This window comes from Chryseobacterium sp. SIMBA_028 (assembly GCF_046535285.1).
Taxonomy (GTDB): Bacteria; Bacteroidota; Bacteroidia; order Flavobacteriales; family Weeksellaceae; genus Chryseobacterium.
In genome coordinates this window covers 127358-146382 of sequence record NZ_JAWRWZ010000013.1, presented here as the reverse complement: position 1 = coordinate 146382, position 19025 = coordinate 127358, and the positions used below count along the sequence as shown (strand labels likewise).

The following is a 19025-nucleotide window of genomic DNA, read 5'->3' as shown; positions in this document are numbered from 1 at the left end:
AAAATGGATATTATTTTCGACCTGATTGAGAAGGAAAGACAAAGACAAGCCCATGGGTTAGAGCTTATCGCATCAGAAAACTTCGTTTCTGAAAATGTGATGAAAGCAATGGGAAGTGTACTGACAAATAAATATGCTGAAGGATATCCCGGAAAAAGATATTACGGAGGATGTGAAGTAGTAGATGAGGTTGAAACATTGGCTATCAACAGAGCAAAGGAGCTTTTCGGTGTAGACTATGTGAATGTTCAGCCGCATTCCGGCTCTCAGGCGAATGCAGCCATTTATCTTGCAGTTTTGAAACCTGGAGATAAAATTATGGGGATGGACCTTTCCATGGGAGGGCACCTTACTCACGGTTCTGCAGTGAATTTTTCAGGAATTCAATACAACGTAGTTTCTTACGGAGTTCAGCAGGAAACAGGTCTTATTGATTATGACCAAATGATAGAAGTAGCATTAAGAGAAAAACCGAAAATGCTTATTGCAGGTTTCTCAGCATACTCAAGAGATTTAGATTATGCTAAATTCAGAGAAGTAGCAGACGAAATTGGAGCAACACTTTGGGCAGATATTGCTCACCCTGCAGGTTTAGTAGCGAAAGGATTATTAAACTCTCCGTTTGAGCACTGCCATGTAGTAACCACTACGACTCACAAAACATTAAGAGGTCCAAGAGGAGGAATGATCATGATGGGGAAAGACTTTGAAAATACATATGGCCACAAAACTCCAAAAGGAGATATTAAAATGATGAGCCAGGTATTGGACGGAGCCGTATTCCCAGGAATTCAGGGAGGTCCATTGGAACACGTTATCGCAGGTAAAGCAGTAGCTTTCGGAGAAGCTTTGGATATACAATTCGAAACGTATGCAAAGCAGGTTAAAGCAAATGCTCAGGCGCTATCAAAAGCAATGATCGATAGAGGATTTGATATTGTAAGTGGTGGTACAGACAATCACTTAATGTTGGTAGATCTTAGAAATAAAGGAGTAAACGGTAAAGAAACAGAAAAAGCATTAGTTCTTGCCGATATTACATGTAACAAAAACATGGTTCCTTTTGATGATAAATCTCCATTTACAACATCTGGTATCAGATTAGGAACAGCTGCCATTACAACAAGAGGACTTAAAGAGAATGATATGGATACCATTGCAGGATTAATTTCTGAAGTAGTAGACAACATCAAGAATGAAGAAGTTCTTGCATCTGTAAGAAAGAACGTTAATGAACTAATGGAAGGTAAGGCATTATTTAATTATTAATATAGCCTATAAAATATAACAGTATAAAGAGTGGGCGGAAGCTCATTCTTTTTTTTATATCTATGGAAAAAAAGTCTTTTACTTTTGATGAGATTAAGCAGAAATTGGTAAATTATTGTGTTTATCAGGACCGCTGCCATGCAGAAATAGAACAGAAAATGAGAGAATTTTTGCTTATTGATGAAGCAAAAGAAGAAATTTTTCTATATCTCATGAAAGAAAATTATCTCAATGAAGAACGGTTCACGAGGAGCTATATCAGAGGGAAATTCTACATCAAACACTGGGGGAAAAATAAGATTAAAATGAATCTTAAACAGAAACAAATCTCTGAAAAACTGATCAGTATGTGCTTTGATGAAATACATGATGATGACTATATAAAAACGATCACCAGAATCTACGAAGATTACTCTTCCAAGCAAAAAGGTCTGCAGGAATATCAGAAAAAATCGAAAACCATAAAATATTTGATGGGTAGAGGTTTTGAATATGAGAAAATAAATGATATTTTTGACGGACTAATAACTTAATCTAAAAACTAAACACAAAATAATTGGACGAAAAAAAGATTTGGCTATCACCTCCACATTTAGGGGGGAGTGAATTGAAATATGTACAGGATGCATTTGATACAAACTGGATTTCCCAGTATGGCTCAAATATAAATGAATTCGAGAAAACACTTGAAGATTATCTTGGACATAATTCATTCATAACAGCTTTGTCTTCCGGAACGGCAGCAATACATTTAGCATTAAATTTATTGAACGTTGAAGAAGATGATTTTGTTTTGTGCCAATCATTTACATTTGTAGCGTCTGCTAATCCTATTCTTTATCAAAAAGCCATTCCTGTTTTTGTAGACAGTGAGACTTCTACCTGGAACATGTGCCCCAACGCATTGGAAGATGCCGTTAAATTCTGTTTGAAACAAGGCAAAAAACCCAAAGCAATTATCATTGTATCTCTATATGGAATGCCTTTTATGGTTGATGAAATTAGAGAAATATCCAAAAGATATGAAATTCCTATTATTGAAGACAGTGCAGAGGCTTTGGGAAGTAAGTATAAAAACCAGCCTTGTGGAACATTTGGTGATCTTTCAATAATTAGTTTTAATGGTAATAAGATTATAACCACTTCAGGAGGCGGAATCCTTATATCCAGGAATCAAAACGATAAAGATAAAGCACTTTATCTTGCTACACAGGCAAAAGAAAATAAAGATTATTATAGCCATTCTGAAATTGGATATAATTATAGAATGAGCAATATTTCAGCAGGAATAGGCAGGGGGCAATTAGAAGTTTTAGAAGACAGGATATCAAAAAGAAGAGACCATCATAAATTCTATCAGGATATTTTTGATAATTGTGATGGAATTAATCTTTTTGCAGAGCCTAATACAGATTTTTACTCCAATTATTGGTTAAATACTATCACCATTGAAAAAAGAGAAAATAGAATCACAAAAGAAAAATTGAAAAAAATATTTTCAGAAAATAACATAGAAACCAGATATTTGTGGAAACCAATGCATTTGCAATCATTATATAAGAATTATAATTTTTTTGGAAAGAATGTAAGTGGTATACTTTTTGACATGGGTCTATGTTTACCATCGGGTACTAATCTGTCTGATGAAGACAAAAATAAAATCAAGAATATCTTGATTAACTTCATATCCTGAATTTATTTTTTTAGATTTAAGGTATTGATGAGATTTTATTTTAATTTTGCATAAATACCAGGGATTAAAATTGATTTAGTAACTAGGGTTTTGTACCATACAATAATAATATATGAACACCAATAAAGACAATGTATAACTCTCTCAGAAAAAAAATATTTGGCGGAGATAATGTTGTCAATCTCTCAGACGTAAGATATCTTCCCAGATGGATAATACTTATAATAGATATTATTATACTGGCTATATCTTTATTACTTTCCACATTTATCATAGAAAAAATTACTCAAAGAGAATTTATTTACCATGATGATAAGAGTACTATTTTTGCTTTTATCATAGTGATAAATACGGTCTTTATGTATATTTTTAAGACCTATGCAGGAATCATTAGACACTCAACTTTTATAGATTTATTTAAACTTCTTGTATCATGTTTCTGTACAATGTTTGTCGTAGCTACGATTAATATTGTATATTTTTGGATTACAGGAGGGAAATTTATTCTGACTCCGTATTTGGTTCTATATTTTATTATCTCTTTTATGGGGCTATTTCTTTTCAGGCTTTATGTTAAGGAATTTTTTCATATTGTGAGAGAATATAGAAGAAGTGCATTGAAAAAAAGAATTCTTGTATTGGGGATAGACGAACAATCTATTGCAATAGCAAGAGCGATCTTAGATAACCCAAATCTTCCTTACCAGGTAGTTGGTTTTTTAACCCAAAGAACAGACTCGAAAAGAGCCTCACTTCTAGGCAAGCCAATCTATGCAAAAGAAAAGATTGAAAATAGTACAAAGGATGATCTTGTGGTAGATGGGGTTATCATCGTAAAAGAAATGATGGCTAAGGATGAAATGAATTCCTGGGTTAATTTATTTCTAGAGAAAGATCTAAATGTATTTAAGGCTCCATCTGTACAGAAATTAAGAGATAGTGATTTAGGAGGATCTATAAGAAATCTTCAAATTGAAGATTTACTGAATAGAAAACCTATAAAGATCGAAAACGAGGAAGTCAAAAGTAGACATTACGGTAAAAATGTACTTGTAACTGGAGGTGCGGGTTCTATTGGTAGTGAAATTATAAGACAGGTTGCTCAATTTACTCCTTCTTTAATTGTCGTGTTAGATCAGGCAGAAACACCTTTGTATGATATAGAACTTGAAATGAGAGAAAAATTCCCTCATATTAGGTTTAAATTTGTTTTAGCAGATGTTTCCAATATCCATAGGGTAGAACCATTGTTTCAAACTTATAATTTCTCAATGGTTTACCATGCCGCAGCCTACAAACATGTACCTCTTGTAGAGGATAATCCTAACGAAGCTATTCGTGTAAATGTCCTAGGCTCAAAAAATATCGCCGTTTTATCAAGTCGTTATAAAGTGAATAGATTTGTAATGATATCCACAGATAAAGCAGTAAACCCTACCAATGTAATGGGAGCATCTAAAAGGGCAGCCGAATTATTTGTGCAGTCATTACAGCATGCAGAAGGTAATACAACGAAATTTATTACCACAAGATTTGGAAATGTTTTAGGATCTAACGGCTCTGTTATCCCTCATTTTAAAAAGCAAATTGAGGCAGGAGGACCGGTAACTATTACGCATCCTGATATCGTACGTTATTTCATGACTATTCCTGAAGCTTGTGAGCTCGTTTTACAGGCGGGAACTATTGGACATGGAGGAGAAATTTTTGTTTTTGACATGGGAGAACCCGTTAAAATTTTAGATTTGGCCAACAGAATGATAAAACTATCTGGGTTTGAACCTAATATTGATATTAAAATTATTTATACAGGACTTAGACCTGGTGAAAAACTATATGAGGAATTGCTAAGTGATAATGCTAAAACTCTTCCAACTCATCATGAGAAAATTATGATTTCGAAGGATCCTGCAATGGTATTTTCAGAAATAGACGAGCTGATTAATTTGATTACAGAAGCTTCTGTAATCAAAGAAAAAGTAGAAGTTGTTAAGATCTTGAAGCTAATAGTTCCTGAGTTTAGAAGCAATAATTCTATCTATGAGGTTTTGGATAAATAAAAAAATATAAAATGTATATTTGTACAATTTTAAAATATGAAGAGTAAATTATTAGGTATTTTTGTTTTATGCCTGTTGATGTCATGTAAGGTTAATGAGAAAGCCAAAAATGACTTGAACTATATGCAAAATATAGAAAAAGTTGCTATAGAGGCATCTACGAAAAATTCAAGTTCTACAATACAGGCAGGAGATCAATTGGTGATACTTGTTACGGCTAAAGATATGGATGTTGTAAAGCCATTCAACCAAAATTATTCATCTTCAGAACTTATTCAAACTAATACTTTAGCTGGAGGAAATACACCTAATCAGGGAATGATAACTATCAGTGGTCCTACTTATATTGTAGATTCACATGGCGAAATTGATTTTCCAATTATTGGAAAACTTAATACTACTGGTAAAACATTAACAGAATTTAAAGACATGCTTCGGTCAGAAATGACACGATATGTTATCAATCCTACAATCAATATTAGAATATCCAATTTTAAAATTACTGTTTTAGGAGAGGTCAACAGACAAGGAGATTATATAGTTTCTAATGGGCAGGCAACAATATTAAATGCCCTAGGTATGGCAGGTGATTTAACGGTATATGGGAAAAGAGATAATGTATTAGTCATAAGAAGTGAAAACGGACAGATAACTCACGGAAAAATAGATCTACAGGATGCCAATCTGATAAATTCACCTTTTTATAACCTTAAACAAGGAGATGCCATCATTGTAGGGTCTACTAATACAAAAGATATAGCATCTAAACAAAACCCAAATACAGCACTTTATTTAACTGCAATTTCAATAGCCGTTACCGCGGCGGCAGTTGTTATAGGTTTAATCAAGAAGTAAACAAATTAATGAATAGCCAAAATACTCTGAATTCATCAGAAGCAGAAAACTCAAATAAAATAGATATTAATGAAATAATAAAGCCTTATCTACGAAATTGGGTTTGGTTTATTGTTTCAATGTTTTTATGTGCACTTATAACCTATTTTGCATTAAAATTTGTTACCCCAGTTTACAGTGTAAAAACAACAGTACTTATTAAAGATGCTAAGAATACACCATCCACTGCTGGTGATATGGGGGTACTTCAAGACTTGTCTGGTTTAGCAGGTATGAAGACCAACAGTGTAGACAATGAGGTTGAAATCATGAAGTCTAAGAAACTAATGCGTGATGTTGTAAAGTCTCAGGATTTACAAACAAATATATTTGCAAATCAGAAAATTGGATCGGTTGAATTATACAAAAGCTCTTCTCCAATTATAGTTAAAGTTGTATCTGAAAATCCATTAAATAAGTTTCCTAAAAAACCTGTCAATTTAAAGATAACAGGAGAGAGGCTACATCTTTCTTCTGCTGAAATTGGTAAAGATATTACTTCTACTTACGGGAAAACCATAAATCTACCTTTTGCAACAATTATTATTGTTAAAAATAATAAATTTAATCCTTTAACAGTAAAAGATTTATCTGTAAATGAACTTCAACTTGAAATCTCGTCTACAGAGTCTAAAGTTACCTCTCTTCAAAATATCTCCAATATTGGTGTTGTTAATAGAGATGCAACTGTTTTAGGCCTTGCATTAAACTATCCTCAAACAGAAAAAGCAATAGATATTTTGAATGCCTTAGTAGTTGCTTATAATAATGATGCTATTACTGACAAAAACTTTGAATCAAAGAAAACTTTAGATTTTATTGAAGGTCGAATCAAAAAAATTTCTGGAGAATTAGGTGAGGTAGAGAGTGAGAAAGAAAACTTTAAAGCAAAAAATAATCTTACTGATCTTGAAACAGAAGCCAAAATAAATTTAGAAAGTTCCGCCTCAGCGAGAGCTAAACAATTAGATGTAGATGCTCAATTAGAATTAACAAACTCTTTAATCAACTTCGTTTCAAAACAAGGTCATTTTCAGGTTCTTCCTGCTAACGTAGGGCTGAATAATACGGAGAGTGCAGCTGGAATTTCTGCCTATAACCAACTTATTATGCAACGTAATAGGTTATTAGAATCTGCTACACCTGAAAACCCTGCTGTGATTGATATTACTAAGCAGATTAACTCTATGCGTACAACAATTACGCAAAGTTTACAAAAAAATAGAGATGGTTTAGTGCTTGCTAAAAATGAATATTTAGGAGAACAGAATAAAGTTTCAAGCAAAATATCTAAATTACCTTCTATTGAAAAACTTTTTAGAGGAATTGAAAGACAACAACAGATTAAAGAAAATCTATATCTTCTTCTCCTTCAAAAAAGAGAAGAAACAGCAATCGGATTGTCTATTACAGCCCCAAAGGCAAGAGTAATTGATACTGCATATGCCTCAAGCTCTCCAGTATCACCTAAGAAAGCCATTATTCTTTTGGGTGCTTTAGCTGTTGGATTACTTATTCCACTTGTAATTATTTATTTAAAAGGGTTATTAAACAATAAGGTTGTTAGTAAGCATGATTTAGAAAGTTTAGTACATGGTGCTGTTATTGCAGAATTACCAAGTTTAGAAAAAGGAGACTCGGGTATTGTTCAGGTAAATGACATTACACCTATGGCTGAAGCATTTAGAATCTTAATAACTAATATGAACTTTATGCTTCCAAAAGATAAAAGCCATGGAAAAGTTGTTTTTGTTACTTCAACTGTTAAAGGTGAGGGTAAAACTTTCACTTCTGTAAACTTGGCTTTAACATTAGCTAATCCAAAGAAGAAAGCGATCATTATTGGCTCAGATATTAGAAATCCACAGCTACAAAGATATAATACAGCAAGAAAAGGATTGGCTGGACTTACCGAGTACTTATATTCTGAACAGACTCAATTGGAGGATATTATTCATGTATCATCTTTCAATCCACATTTAGATGTTATCTATTCAGGAATGATCCCTCCAAACCCTACAGAATTACTTTCGAACGGTAGATATGAATATCTATTAGATCAGCTTAAGTCAAAATATGATTATATCATTTTAGATACAGCACCATTGCTTCTTGTTACAGATACATTCCTGATTGCGGAACTTTCAGATGTTACAATTTACGTTACAAGGTCGAAATATACTGAGAAATCTCTATTGGAATTTGCCAATAGTAATATAGATCAGAAGAAGATTAAGAATGTTGGATTTGTATTAAATGACGTAAGTAAAGATAATCTGGGATACAGTAATAAATATGGTTATGGCTATAGTGCCACAAACAAATCATGGTTTGAAAAATTAAAAGAAAAATTTTAAATAGATGAAGAAAATTGCAGTTATTGGCCAAGGGTATGTAGGATTACCTCTAGCCTTAGAGTTTTCAAAACATTTTCCTGTATATGGTTTTGATATCAATGAAGATAGAGTAAAGGAACTGAGTACAGGAGAGGACCATACATTGGAAGCTGACAGTAATGAAATACGTACTCTTCTGCAGTTAGCAAACGATAGTACCTTTGAAAAGGGTTATAAACCTACAGCTTCTTTATCTGATATAGAAAATGCAGATATATATATAGTTACGGTTCCAACACCTATTGACAGATTTAATGCCCCTGATTTAAAACCACTATTAAGTGCAAGTAAAATGCTAGGTGGTATTATTAAAGCTGGAGATATTATTATTTACGAATCAACTGTTTACCCTGGTTGTACAGAAGAAGATTGTGTACCTGTTCTTGAACAAACATCTGGACTTAAATTTAATGTTGATTTCTTTGTTGGATATTCTCCAGAAAGAATTGTTCCAGGTGATAAAGTAAATACATTAACCAGCATAAAAAAGGTAACTTCAGGTTCTACACCAGAAATTGCTGAAGAAATTGATCAGCTTTATAAAACAATTATTAAAGCAGGTACCCATAAAGCTGCCAATATTAAAGTTGCAGAAGCTTCCAAAGCCATTGAAAATGCTCAAAGAGATGTAAATATTTCATTTGTGAATGAGTTGGCTTTGATTTTTGATAGAATTGGAATTGATACTCATGATGTATTAGAAGCTGCAGGAACCAAATTTAACTTTCTTCGTTACTCGCCAGGTCTTGTAGGGGGGCATTGTATTTCAGTAGATCCATATTATTTAGCTTATAAAGCTCAGGAGCTGGGGTATCATCCTCAGGTTATTTTAAGTGGTAGAAGAGTAAATGATATGATGGCACAGTTTATTGCTGGTAAAGTAGTAAAGCTTATGATTAGGAAGAAAATGAATATTCATGGATCTAAGGCTTTAATACTAGGTGTTACCTTTAAGGAAAACTGCCCTGATGTAAGAAATACAAAAGTTGTTGATATTTATAATGAACTTAATCAGTTTGGACTTGATGTAGAAGTCTGTGACCCATGGGCTAGTGCAGAAGAAGTAAAAGATGAGTATGGAATAGGTATTATTAATAATATTCCAGACGTAAGTCTTTATGATGTTGTTGTTTTAGCAGTTTCTCATAATCAGTTTATTAATATTGATTTTTCAAAAATGGATAGGAATACATCCGTTATATTTGACGTAAAAGCGTGTTTAGACAGATCCGTTGTTGATGAGAGACTTTAATGTAAAAGATAGTTTATCTAAGATTAAACTTAGTGTAAAAAATAATAAGACAGTCGTGGAGAATTATATTTTCATGACTGTCTTTCAAATTTTAAACTCTTTTTTCTATATTCTTATCTATCCGTATTTAATACGGGTTTTAGGTCCAACAAATTATGGGGTGTATGTTGTAGGAGTAAATATTGCCACCTATTTTCAAACCGTTATTACATTTGGATTTGATTTTCCTGCTTTAAAGGAGATCTCTTTATCTCGGGACAAACCCAACGAAATTAGTCAGACTTTTTCTGTGGTTTTTTATGCCAAACTCTTATTATTTTTATTGTCACTCATTGTTTTTACAGCGATCATATTTTTAGTGCCTGGCTTACTGGAAAATGGATTAATTTATTTCCTGTGCTTTATTAATATTTTTAGTTTTGTTCTTTATCCTCAATGGTATTTTCAGGGATTGCAACGAATGAGAGTAGTAACAATTGTACAACTTATTTTTAAACTCTTTTCCTTACCTTTTATTTTTATTTTTGTCAAAGAAAAAGATAATATATTAGTGTTTACAGCTATAACTGTAATTTTTAATTTACTATCATCTTTATATTTATTTTATATTATTTTGTATAAAGATAAAGTCAATATTGTTAGACCTAGTATAATTGAAATTAAGAAATGGATTAAGATGTCTTCACCATTTTTCGCTTCAAATTCTGCAAATGCTATTAAACAGCAGAGTACAACTACTTTAATTGCTATTTTCTTTTCAACCAAAGATGTTGCACTTTATGATTTGGCATTAAAAGTATTTCAGGTTCCCACATTGATTACTGCTAATATTAACGGAGCTATTTTTCCAAAGATTGTTGGAAATGCAAAATATAATTTAGTGAAGAAAATCGTTAAATATGAAACTTTAATTGGAATTTTTATTGTTTTATTTTTAGTTGTTTTTGGTAAATCTATTATTACACTTTTGGGTGGAGCAAATATGTTGGATGCCTATTCGTTGTTGGTTGCCATAAGCTTTAGTGTGTTTACCATTTTAACAGTGGGTGCTATCATGAGTTTTGTTTTTGTTCCCCATGGTTTGTATAAAATGGTGGCTTATAATCAAACCATTGCTTTTATTGGGTATTTTATTTTTATTATTTGTGGATTACTTTTGTTTAAAAGTATTGTTATAATGCCCCTTGCGGTGACATTTTCCTCATTTCTGGAAATTGGATTCACCTTTTATATTTTAAATAAATTTCGAAAAAAACTTTACAAGGATGAGTAGACTGTTTTCATATATTAAATCTATAATTGCAATAGTTGTTTTCAAAATTAAATGGAGAAAATTTAATTCACATAACTTCACGACTGCAAAAAGTTTATTTAGTAAAGATAGAGTTAAGGTAGGGCGATTTAGTTATGGACCATTAGAGGTATTTGACTATGGTGAAAAGAATGCTGGTTTAGAAATTGGAAGCTTTTGTTCCATTGCATTGAATGTTAAGTTTATTCTTGGAGGAAATCATTTCATAGATGGATTATTTAGTTATCCAATAAGCCCAATGTTGATTAACGATGGGGAAGGTGGATATTCTAAAGGAAAAATAATTATAGGAGATAATTGTTGGATCGGGTTTGGATCTACTATTGTATCAGGTGTCGAATTAGGAAATGGATGCGTAGTTGCAGCGGGAACAGTGGTAACAAAATCTTTTCCTAGTTATAGTATTATTGGTGGTAGCCCTGCTAAAGTTATAAGAAAAAGATTTGATGATGAAACAATAGAAATGTTAGAAAATAATCCAGATATATATAATAAAGATATTTCTTGGTATAAAGAAAACCATAAAGATCTGGTGAAAACAAAATGTAATATTGACCTAATTACTGAAATTCTAAAACGATAGAATTAAAATTAAATAAGCTTAGTAAAAATAAATGGATATTCCAATTCTAATTGTATATATTTTATCTGTACTTCTTTTGATTTTTTTTAACAAGAGTATCAATAGGTCGTTTGGTGCCTTATATGTTATTCTTGTTTTTTCCTATCTTATAGGAACAAGAACAGATAAAGTACCAGATACTATTATGTATTTGGCCTATTGGGGAGATGAGGATTCGGATCTTAGTGAATACAGAAATATTTCTGGTTTTGAACCAGGTTTCCGTTTCGTGACTAAAGTTATTAAACTTTTCACAGAGGAGAGCAGTGTTTATATGGGAACAGTATGTTTTATCAACATGCTAATAATTTGCTACGCTTCTAAAAAAATTGTAAAAGATTATAATGCTGAATGGGCCCCCGAATTGAAAAAGAAAATTGTATTTTTTTCATCCTTATTCCTCCTTCTTTATATTGCTTTTTTTGGATTATATGCCAATGCAATCTTAATGAGAGTAAGCATCGCATACTCTATTATTTATGCCGCTGCTGCTTTTGCCTTAGATACAAAAAAAAATAAATATTTAAAATATTTAATAGTTGGAAGTTTGTTTGGAATAGCAACCACATTACATACATCAGCTATTTTTGGTGCATTTATTCTTATAACTCTATTGTTTTCAAAACAACTAAAAAAAGAGGTACATATAGGAATACTTGTGGTGGCTTTTCTTATGTATTTTTTGAACTTGTCAGCTCCATTGGGCGTTTTCTTTTTCCAAACTTTAGGATCTGTAGGAATTGAGTCCTCTTTCTTAAGTAAGCTTGGAACCTATTCAACAGGATTTGGAACATTTGAAGCAGAAGGCTTTTCTCTTAAGTTCTTATTCTTTTTTATTATGTGTTTTATATTAGTTTTAAAAAGAGATGAGAATCAAGTATATTATAAACTATTAAATGTTCTAACAATTGGAATTTTAATATATTCTTTATTTAGGTCTGTTTTATTGGTTGAAAGAATTACGGATCATTTTACTATTTATTCTTTCCCACTTTTTTATATATTTTTAAGTAAAAAAAATAACATTTCATTTTGGATATATCTGATTGCAATCATTTTTATACAGATGATCTTTGCTCTTAGAATTATTAACGAAACAATTTTTTAAATGATGAAGTTTGAAAATTATAAAATAATGATTTTTACAAGGTCAATGAATTATGCCTTGTATAAAGCAAGTAATAACACTATTTTAATTCCTTTTGAAAGGAAAAGGCTTACTTATACCTCGGCACACGGTTATTTGTATGACATCTTAAAATATGATATAGATTATGCTATTAACATAGATGAAGACGCATTTGTAATTGATAACAATGCACTACTTGATTTATTGGAATTTGTAATAAAAAATGATTATGTTAATTGTGGAGTAAGAGATGGAGGTGCTTTATCTATCCGTACAGGTAATCCAGTTGTTACAAATCCATTTTTTAATATTTTTAATGTTAAAGAAATCAGAAAGCATTTTTCTTTATCGGAAATAGATCAATATATAAAAAATGGAGTAGATTATCCTAAATTTATACCTGATAATCTGCCACATGAATATAATATTACGGATAACTATGAACCTTTTTATCCTTTTTTTATTTGGCTAAATACAAAGTTTAAAACATTTTATTTAGATGCAGAACAAGATAAGGATGGGTATACTACTATTGTATATAATCAGAATAAAGTTCCAATTATGTATCATTCTTGGTATTCAAGAATGTTTGGAATAGATGAGTTTCATACTCAGAGAATAATGAATCTTTATACTCAATGTACTACCAAAAGTTTAAAATTTTCCTTATTTGAGAAAGGAAAAATTGCAGGTGAAAAATTTGTTAATAATAAACTAATGCCCTCTCTATTACCAATTAGAAGATTTATTTTGTCAAAAATTAAAAAATAATGATTAAATTTTCTTTAATAGTACCAGCATATCAGGTTGAAAACTTTATAAAAAAATGTTTAGATAGTTGCTTTTCACAAGACTTATTATCAGACGAATATGAAGTTTTATTCATTAATGATGGATCAACAGATAAAAGTCTAGAAATTGCTCAAGGATATTCAAGCTCTCATAATAACATTCATATTTTTTCACAAGAAAATAAAGGACTTAGTGAGGCTAGAAATACAGGCATTCGTAATGCTAAAGGAAAGTATGTCTGGTTTATTGATTCTGATGATTGGATAAATACTAATTGTCTCGCAGAAATGTATAATCTTTGTGAAAAAAATGACTTAGATATTTTACATTTTAATGCAACCGATTTTAAAAATGGACATGGGGTTATAAGGGAAGAGGATATAACATTTTATGATCAACTTCTTTCCGGAAAGGAATATATTTTAAATTCCAACTTTATAAGATTTCCTGTATGTCTTAATATTTTTAAAAGATCTTTTTTGGTAGAGAATCAGCTTTTTTTTAAAGCAGGTATTTATCATGAAGATAATGAATTTAGTCCAAGGGCATTTTATTATGCAAAAACCGTTTTTTTTGTTGAAAAGTCATATTATAATGTCTATCATAACCCTCAATCAATCACAAGAACGGCCAATTCAAAAAAATCATTTGATCTTTTACAAGTGATGGAATCAACATATCATTTTTTAAAAGAAAATGTTACTGAGGATAAATTTAAGACTAAGTTTTACAACTATATTGGGCTAGCTTTTAATGGCGCTTTTGATAATATTTTAGAAGCATCATTAGAAGATCGCAGGTTGTTTATAACTGAAATAAAAAAAAATCTGAAATTAATTAATGAAATTTCTAAATCTGAAATTTTAAAATATAGAGTACAGATTTTTATTTTTAATATGAGTATGCCGCTTTATTTGAATGTATTCTCAATATTGAAAAATAAAAAATTAACGAAATGGTAGTTTCTTTTTAAAAAGAAGATTTTTATTTAGAGATCAAATCAAAAATAAATGACTAGATCAAATTTAAAATAATCTTATCAAAGTGCAAAAACAAATGGAAAAAAAACATAACGAAACATCTTTAACAAAGTCAGAAAATCATAAGGCTAAGATAGTACACCTTTGTTTATCATGTTTTTATATTGATGATTTTTCTTATCAGGAAAATATGTTACCAAAGTATCATAAAGAGATGGGATATGATGTTACTGTAATAGCATCATTGGTCTCATTTGATAGTAATGGTAAACCATGCATACTTCCATCCGGAGGAGAATATATGGCAAAAGACGGCTATAAGGTTGTAAGATTAGATTATAAAAAACCATTTCATAAATTGAATAGTTTTATTAGAATCTATGATAACCTCATGAAATATATTGTAGAAGAAGCTCCAGATATTTTATTTATTCATGATTATTCTTTTATGGATATCCTGCCAGTAATGGAATATGCCAAAAAAAATAATGTGACAGTTTATTCTGATTGCCACACAGATTATATTAACAGTGCAAAATCTTGGGTTTCTAAGAATATTTTTCACCACTTAATATGGAGATTGATAGGGAAAAAAATAAAAAATGATATCAAATTTTTCTATGGGGTTACTCCTCTTCGGTGTGATTTCCTGAAAGATGCATATCAGTTACCGGATGAAAAAATAAAGTTCTTAAGAATGGGGGTTGATGACCACAAATTACAGGAACTCATTAATAGCAATGTAGGAGTTAATCTTAGAAAAGAATTACGAATAGAAGATGATGAATTTGTTATTCTAACAGGTGGTAAAATTGACTTCCAGAAAAATATTCATCTTGTTTTAGAAGCGGTAAGGAATATCAAAAATTCGAATAAAAAGTTTAAGCTGGTTGTTTTTGGGGTAATTGCTCCGGAAAGTAAAGAGATGATAGACCAACTTTTGGACTCTGAAAATATAATATTCGTGGGGTGGCTTTCTCAAGAGAAAATCTTAGATTATTTGCTGATGTCTGACTTAATTATTTTTCCGGGAACCCATTCAGTTCTGTGGGAGCAGGCAGTAGGGGCAGGTAAACCTGCTATTTTCAAATATTGGGATGGGATGACCCATGTAGATATTGGTGGAAATTGTCGTTTCTTGAAAAATGAATCCATAGAAGAAATAGAAAAGGTACTTATAGAAATTCTTAATGATCCTGATGTATATGAAAATATGCTAGAGAAAGCTAATTCACCACTAGCAAAAGAATTCTATTATTCTGTAATTTCGAAAAAATCTATTGAATTATGCTAAACAAAATTGAATACTACTGGTCTAAACTTTTGAAAAAAATTAGATTTAAGGCTGTTGTTGATTCTCAGATTCACAAAACGTCTAAGGTGAGTGCTGGCAGCCAGGTTGTAGGTTCTACAATTGGTAAACATTCAGATGTAGGATACGATTGTGTTATTATTAACTCTTCAATAGGAGCTTTTTGTTCACTAGGTGCAAATATCATTATCGGAGGCCCGCCCCATACATTAGATTGGGTTTCTACCTCTCCGGTTTTTAATGAAAATAAAGATCATCTTCCACAAAAATTTGCATATCATAAGTTTTCATTAGATACCTCTACGAAGGTTGGTAATGATGTTTGGATTGGAAATAATGTTCTCATAAAAGCTAATGTTACCATTGGAGACGGAGCTGTTTTAGGTATGGGAAGTGTGGTGACAAAAAATGTAGGACCCTATGAAATATGGGGAGGTAATCCGGCAAGAATGATTAGAAAGAGATTTGATGATGATGTCATAGAGAAATTACTCGATACAAAATGGTGGGAATGGGATGATAAAGCTATAAAGGAATCAGGTCATTTATTTAATGATGTAAAAGCCTTTATAGAAAAAAAAGGTTCTCATTAACGAGAACAATATTAATAAACTATAAGAAAAGTTTCTATTCAATATAAAGGCTTAATATTTTTTGATTCTTTAGAAAGGGAACAGGTTTTGTAGTAAAAAAAAAGAGGTGTTTTTCTATAATTAATTTATAACCTCTTAATGTTTTAGAATTTATAATGTAAATCGCTAATTTTGCAAAAAAATAAATGGAAATAAAAAAGCACGAAGTCCAGGTATGTACCAACTGTATTATGGACAGTACAGACGAATCTATTATCTTTGACGAAAAAGGAATGTGTGACTACTGTCACAATTACTATAATAATATTTTACCTTATTGGCATCCCAACGAACAAGGAGAAGCCGAAATACAAAAAGTTATTGATAAAATAAAAGCAGAAGGAAAAGGCAAGGACCACGATTGTATTATTGGTATTTCCGGAGGTTTGGATAGTTCTTTCCTTGTTCATCTTGCTGTGAAAAAATGGGGATTAAGACCACTTCTTTACCACGTAGATGCCGGTTGGAATTCAGATGTATCAACCAATAATATCAAAAACCTTGTTGACGGACTTGGGGTAGACTTATATACAGATGTTATTAATTGGGAAGAAATGAAAGATCTTCAAAGAGCTTTTATTAAATCTCAGGTTCCAGACATTGATACCCCACAAGACTTGGTGTTTTTCTCATCACTTTATAATTATTGTGCCAAAAATGGTATCAAATATATTCTTACAGGAGGAAACTTTTCTACCGAATGCGTAAGAGAACCTTTAGCTTGGGGTGCTTACTATCAAACTGATATGAAGTATGTGAGTGATATCCATAAAAAGTTTGGAAGCAGAAAACTTAAAACGTTCCCAACATGTGATATCTTCAAGTATAAAATTCAATACAGATTGATCAATGGTGTTAGAGTAGTAAAGCCTTTGGATCATGTTAAGTTTCTTAAGAAAGAAGCGGAAGATCTATTGGAAAATGAATACGGATGGCAACGCTACAAACACAAGCATCACGAGTCTAGATTTACAAGATGGTACGAGGCTTTTTGGTTACCAAGAAAGTTTGGTTTTGACAAAAGAAAGAACCACTTGTCATCTTTAGTTTTAACAGGACAAATGACAAGAGAAGATGCTTTAAAAAGAGTTTCATCTCCAGAATTACCAGAAGATGAGTTGATGAAAGAATTCGAATATGTAGCTAAAAAACTTGATTTTACTACAGAAGAATTATGGTCATACTTCAATGGTCAGAATAAGAACTTTATGGATTATAAGAATAACTATAAACTTATTCAGCTAGGAACAAAGGTAATGCAGATGTTAGGATTAGAAAAAAGAGCATTCAAGTAAAATGGTAACAATAATAGATTATGGTGTAGGTAATATTAATGCTTTTTTAAATATTTTTAAACAGCTTAATATTCCTGCAGCAACAGCCAAAAAAGTAGAAGATCTGGAACAGGCAACTAAACTTATTCTTCCTGGTGTTGGGCATTTTGATTATGCCATGCAACGATTTAATGACTCTGGGATGAAAGATAAGGTAAATGAGTTGGTTCTAGAGAAAAAACTTCCTGTAGTAGGGGTTTGCGTAGGAATGCAAATGATGGCTAAAGGTAGTGATGAAGGAAATTTAGAAGGGCTGGGCTGGGTAGATGCCCATGTTCATAAATTTGATGCGGCACAGGTTTCTGCCAAACTACCATTGCCTCACATGGGATGGAATGATATACAGTTAACCAAAGAAACTCCACTATTACAAGATCTAGATGAAAATCCAAGATATTATTTTCTACATTCATACTATTTTAAATGTGAAAATAATGATGATATCATTGCAGAAACTGATTATGGAATAAAGTTTACAAGTGCTATCAATCATAAAAATATATTTGGTGCTCAGTTTCATCCAGAAAAAAGTCATCATTTTGGCATTCAGTTATTAAAGAATTTCGCAGAAAAATGTTAAGACCACGTATTATACCATGCCTTTTAGTTCATGACAAGGGCCTTGTAAAAACAGAAAACTTCAAAAAACCAAGATATCTTGGAGATCCTATGAACGCAGTAAGGATTTTCAATGAAAAGGAAGTTGATGAAATTATCATTCTAGATATTGATGCCACTGCAGAAGGACGCGGGCCTGATTTCAAAATGATAGAACATTGGGCTGAAGAATGCAGAATGCCATTGTGCTATGGAGGAGGAGTAACTACAGTAGAACAGGCTCAAAGAATTTTTTCATTAGGAGTAGAAAAAATAGCATTCAGTAGTGGTGCATTGAAAAACCCTCAACTCATTAAAGAAATTTCAGATAAAGTAGGAAGCCAAAGTGTAGTAGTAGTACTGGATGTTAAGAAAAAACTATTTGGTGGCTATGAAGTTTATACCCATAACGGGAAAAAATCTACAGGAAAATCCCCTTTTGAACTCATTAAAGAATTTGAGAGACTAGGTGCTGGAGAAATCGTTATCAATTCTATTGACAACGACGGTGTTATGAAAGGATATGACATGAAACTGATGGAAACAGCAAGAAAAGAGACTACATTGCCAATGACCGCTATTGGTGGTGCAGGAACAATGGATGATGTGGGACAGCTAATTAATAAATTTGGTATAATAGGAGCTTCTGCAGGTAGTCTTTTTGTTTATAAAGGCAAACTCAAAGCTGTATTGATCAATTATCCAAATTTTAAGGAAAAAGAAGAAATTATAAAGCAGTACTTTTAAGGAA

17 protein-coding genes are annotated in these 19025 nt (G+C 31.6%); all 17 read left to right on the top strand.

Features of this window, described 5'->3' with window-relative positions:
* Positions 1-3: 3 nt before the first annotated feature.
* The 17 genes from glyA to SCA31_RS17790 all read left to right on the top strand — a co-directional run bounded on the left by glyA (position 4) and on the right by SCA31_RS17790 (position 19021).
* Positions 4-1269, top strand: a complete 1266-nt coding sequence (gene glyA / locus SCA31_RS17870) for a serine hydroxymethyltransferase (protein ID WP_410698362.1) — start codon at positions 4-6, stop codon at positions 1267-1269.
* Between the two features lie 62 nt (positions 1270-1331).
* Positions 1332-1802, top strand: a complete 471-nt coding sequence (locus SCA31_RS17865) for a regulatory protein RecX (protein WP_410698360.1) — start codon at positions 1332-1334, stop codon at positions 1800-1802.
* A gap of 23 nt (positions 1803-1825) precedes the next feature.
* Positions 1826-2962: a DegT/DnrJ/EryC1/StrS family aminotransferase gene (locus tag SCA31_RS17860; protein WP_410698358.1), complete on the top strand. Its 1137-nt coding sequence runs from the start codon at positions 1826-1828 to the stop codon at positions 2960-2962.
* Between the two features lie 131 nt (positions 2963-3093).
* Positions 3094-5022 carry a polysaccharide biosynthesis protein gene (locus tag SCA31_RS17855; protein WP_410698356.1) on the top strand — a complete coding sequence of 643 codons (1929 nt, stop codon included), beginning with the start codon at positions 3094-3096 and terminating at the stop codon, positions 5020-5022.
* Between the two features lie 36 nt (positions 5023-5058).
* A complete protein-coding gene (locus SCA31_RS17850) occupies positions 5059-5877 on the top strand; it encodes a polysaccharide biosynthesis/export family protein (RefSeq protein ID WP_410698354.1) in 819 nt (272 codons plus the stop codon).
* A gap of 8 nt (positions 5878-5885) precedes the next feature.
* Positions 5886-8273, top strand: coding sequence for a GumC family protein (locus SCA31_RS17845; protein WP_410698353.1), 2388 nt, complete (start codon positions 5886-5888; stop codon positions 8271-8273).
* A 4-nt stretch (positions 8274-8277) separates the two neighbouring features.
* The gene (locus SCA31_RS17840; protein ID WP_410698352.1) at positions 8278-9564 is read left to right on the top strand and encodes a nucleotide sugar dehydrogenase; all 1287 of its coding nucleotides are present in this window, start codon (positions 8278-8280) and stop codon (positions 9562-9564) included.
* Complete coding sequence (locus tag SCA31_RS17835) at positions 9551-10837, top strand: oligosaccharide flippase family protein (protein ID WP_410698351.1); 1287 nt, start codon at positions 9551-9553, stop codon at positions 10835-10837. Before SCA31_RS17840 ends, SCA31_RS17835 begins: the two co-directional genes overlap by 14 nt.
* Positions 10830-11459 (top strand): CatB-related O-acetyltransferase, encoded by a 630-nt coding sequence (locus SCA31_RS17830; protein ID WP_410698350.1) that lies wholly within the window; start codon positions 10830-10832, stop codon positions 11457-11459. Before SCA31_RS17835 ends, SCA31_RS17830 begins: the two co-directional genes overlap by 8 nt.
* Before the next feature lie 31 nt (positions 11460-11490).
* Positions 11491-12606: an EpsG family protein gene (locus SCA31_RS17825; protein WP_410698349.1), complete on the top strand. Its 1116-nt coding sequence runs from the start codon at positions 11491-11493 to the stop codon at positions 12604-12606.
* A complete protein-coding gene (locus tag SCA31_RS17820; RefSeq protein ID WP_410698348.1) occupies positions 12607-13398 on the top strand; it encodes a hypothetical protein in 792 nt (263 codons plus the stop codon).
* Positions 13398-14381: a glycosyltransferase gene (locus SCA31_RS17815; RefSeq protein WP_410698347.1), complete on the top strand. Its 984-nt coding sequence runs from the start codon at positions 13398-13400 to the stop codon at positions 14379-14381. Before SCA31_RS17820 ends, SCA31_RS17815 begins: the two co-directional genes overlap by 1 nt.
* Positions 14382-14475: 94 nt before the next feature.
* Complete coding sequence (locus SCA31_RS17810) at positions 14476-15693, top strand: glycosyltransferase family 4 protein (protein WP_410698346.1); 1218 nt, start codon at positions 14476-14478, stop codon at positions 15691-15693.
* Positions 15687-16304: a CatB-related O-acetyltransferase gene (locus SCA31_RS17805; protein ID WP_106914905.1), complete on the top strand. Its 618-nt coding sequence runs from the start codon at positions 15687-15689 to the stop codon at positions 16302-16304. Before SCA31_RS17810 ends, SCA31_RS17805 begins: the two co-directional genes overlap by 7 nt.
* Before the next feature lie 185 nt (positions 16305-16489).
* A complete protein-coding gene (locus tag SCA31_RS17800; protein ID WP_106914906.1) occupies positions 16490-17638 on the top strand; it encodes an N-acetyl sugar amidotransferase in 1149 nt (382 codons plus the stop codon).
* Between the two features lies 1 nt (position 17639).
* Complete coding sequence (hisH, locus tag SCA31_RS17795; protein ID WP_106914907.1) at positions 17640-18257, top strand: imidazole glycerol phosphate synthase subunit HisH; 618 nt, start codon at positions 17640-17642, stop codon at positions 18255-18257.
* Entirely contained in the window at positions 18251-19021 is a 771-nt protein-coding gene (locus SCA31_RS17790) for an AglZ/HisF2 family acetamidino modification protein (RefSeq protein ID WP_106914908.1), read from the top strand. Before hisH ends, SCA31_RS17790 begins: the two co-directional genes overlap by 7 nt.
* Positions 19022-19025: the final 4 nt, after the last annotated feature.

Bases quoted from the DNA above. Each gene is read 5' to 3' on its own strand.
- hisH (WP_106914907.1), top strand. From the start codon at position 17,640: ATGGTAACAATAATAGATTATGGTGTAGGTAATATTAATGCTTTTTTA.
- SCA31_RS17830 (WP_410698350.1), top strand. From the start codon at position 10,830: ATGAGTAGACTGTTTTCATATATTAAATCTATAATTGCAATAGTTGTT.
- SCA31_RS17855 (WP_410698356.1), top strand. From the start codon at position 3,094: ATGTATAACTCTCTCAGAAAAAAAATATTTGGCGGAGATAATGTTGTC.
- SCA31_RS17820 (WP_410698348.1), top strand. From the start codon at position 12,607: ATGATGAAGTTTGAAAATTATAAAATAATGATTTTTACAAGGTCAATG.
- SCA31_RS17800 (WP_106914906.1), top strand. From the start codon at position 16,490: ATGGAAATAAAAAAGCACGAAGTCCAGGTATGTACCAACTGTATTATG.
- SCA31_RS17810 (WP_410698346.1), top strand. From the start codon at position 14,476: ATGGAAAAAAAACATAACGAAACATCTTTAACAAAGTCAGAAAATCAT.
- SCA31_RS17850 (WP_410698354.1), top strand. From the start codon at position 5,059: ATGAAGAGTAAATTATTAGGTATTTTTGTTTTATGCCTGTTGATGTCA.
- SCA31_RS17840 (WP_410698352.1), top strand. From the start codon at position 8,278: ATGAAGAAAATTGCAGTTATTGGCCAAGGGTATGTAGGATTACCTCTA.
- SCA31_RS17835 (WP_410698351.1), top strand. From the start codon at position 9,551: ATGAGAGACTTTAATGTAAAAGATAGTTTATCTAAGATTAAACTTAGT.
- glyA (WP_410698362.1), top strand. From the start codon at position 4: ATGGATATTATTTTCGACCTGATTGAGAAGGAAAGACAAAGACAAGCC.
- SCA31_RS17865 (WP_410698360.1), top strand. From the start codon at position 1,332: ATGGAAAAAAAGTCTTTTACTTTTGATGAGATTAAGCAGAAATTGGTA.
- SCA31_RS17790 (WP_106914908.1), top strand. From the start codon at position 18,251: ATGTTAAGACCACGTATTATACCATGCCTTTTAGTTCATGACAAGGGC.
- SCA31_RS17825 (WP_410698349.1), top strand. From the start codon at position 11,491: ATGGATATTCCAATTCTAATTGTATATATTTTATCTGTACTTCTTTTG.
- SCA31_RS17815 (WP_410698347.1), top strand. From the start codon at position 13,398: ATGATTAAATTTTCTTTAATAGTACCAGCATATCAGGTTGAAAACTTT.
- SCA31_RS17845 (WP_410698353.1), top strand. From the start codon at position 5,886: ATGAATAGCCAAAATACTCTGAATTCATCAGAAGCAGAAAACTCAAAT.
- SCA31_RS17805 (WP_106914905.1), top strand. From the start codon at position 15,687: ATGCTAAACAAAATTGAATACTACTGGTCTAAACTTTTGAAAAAAATT.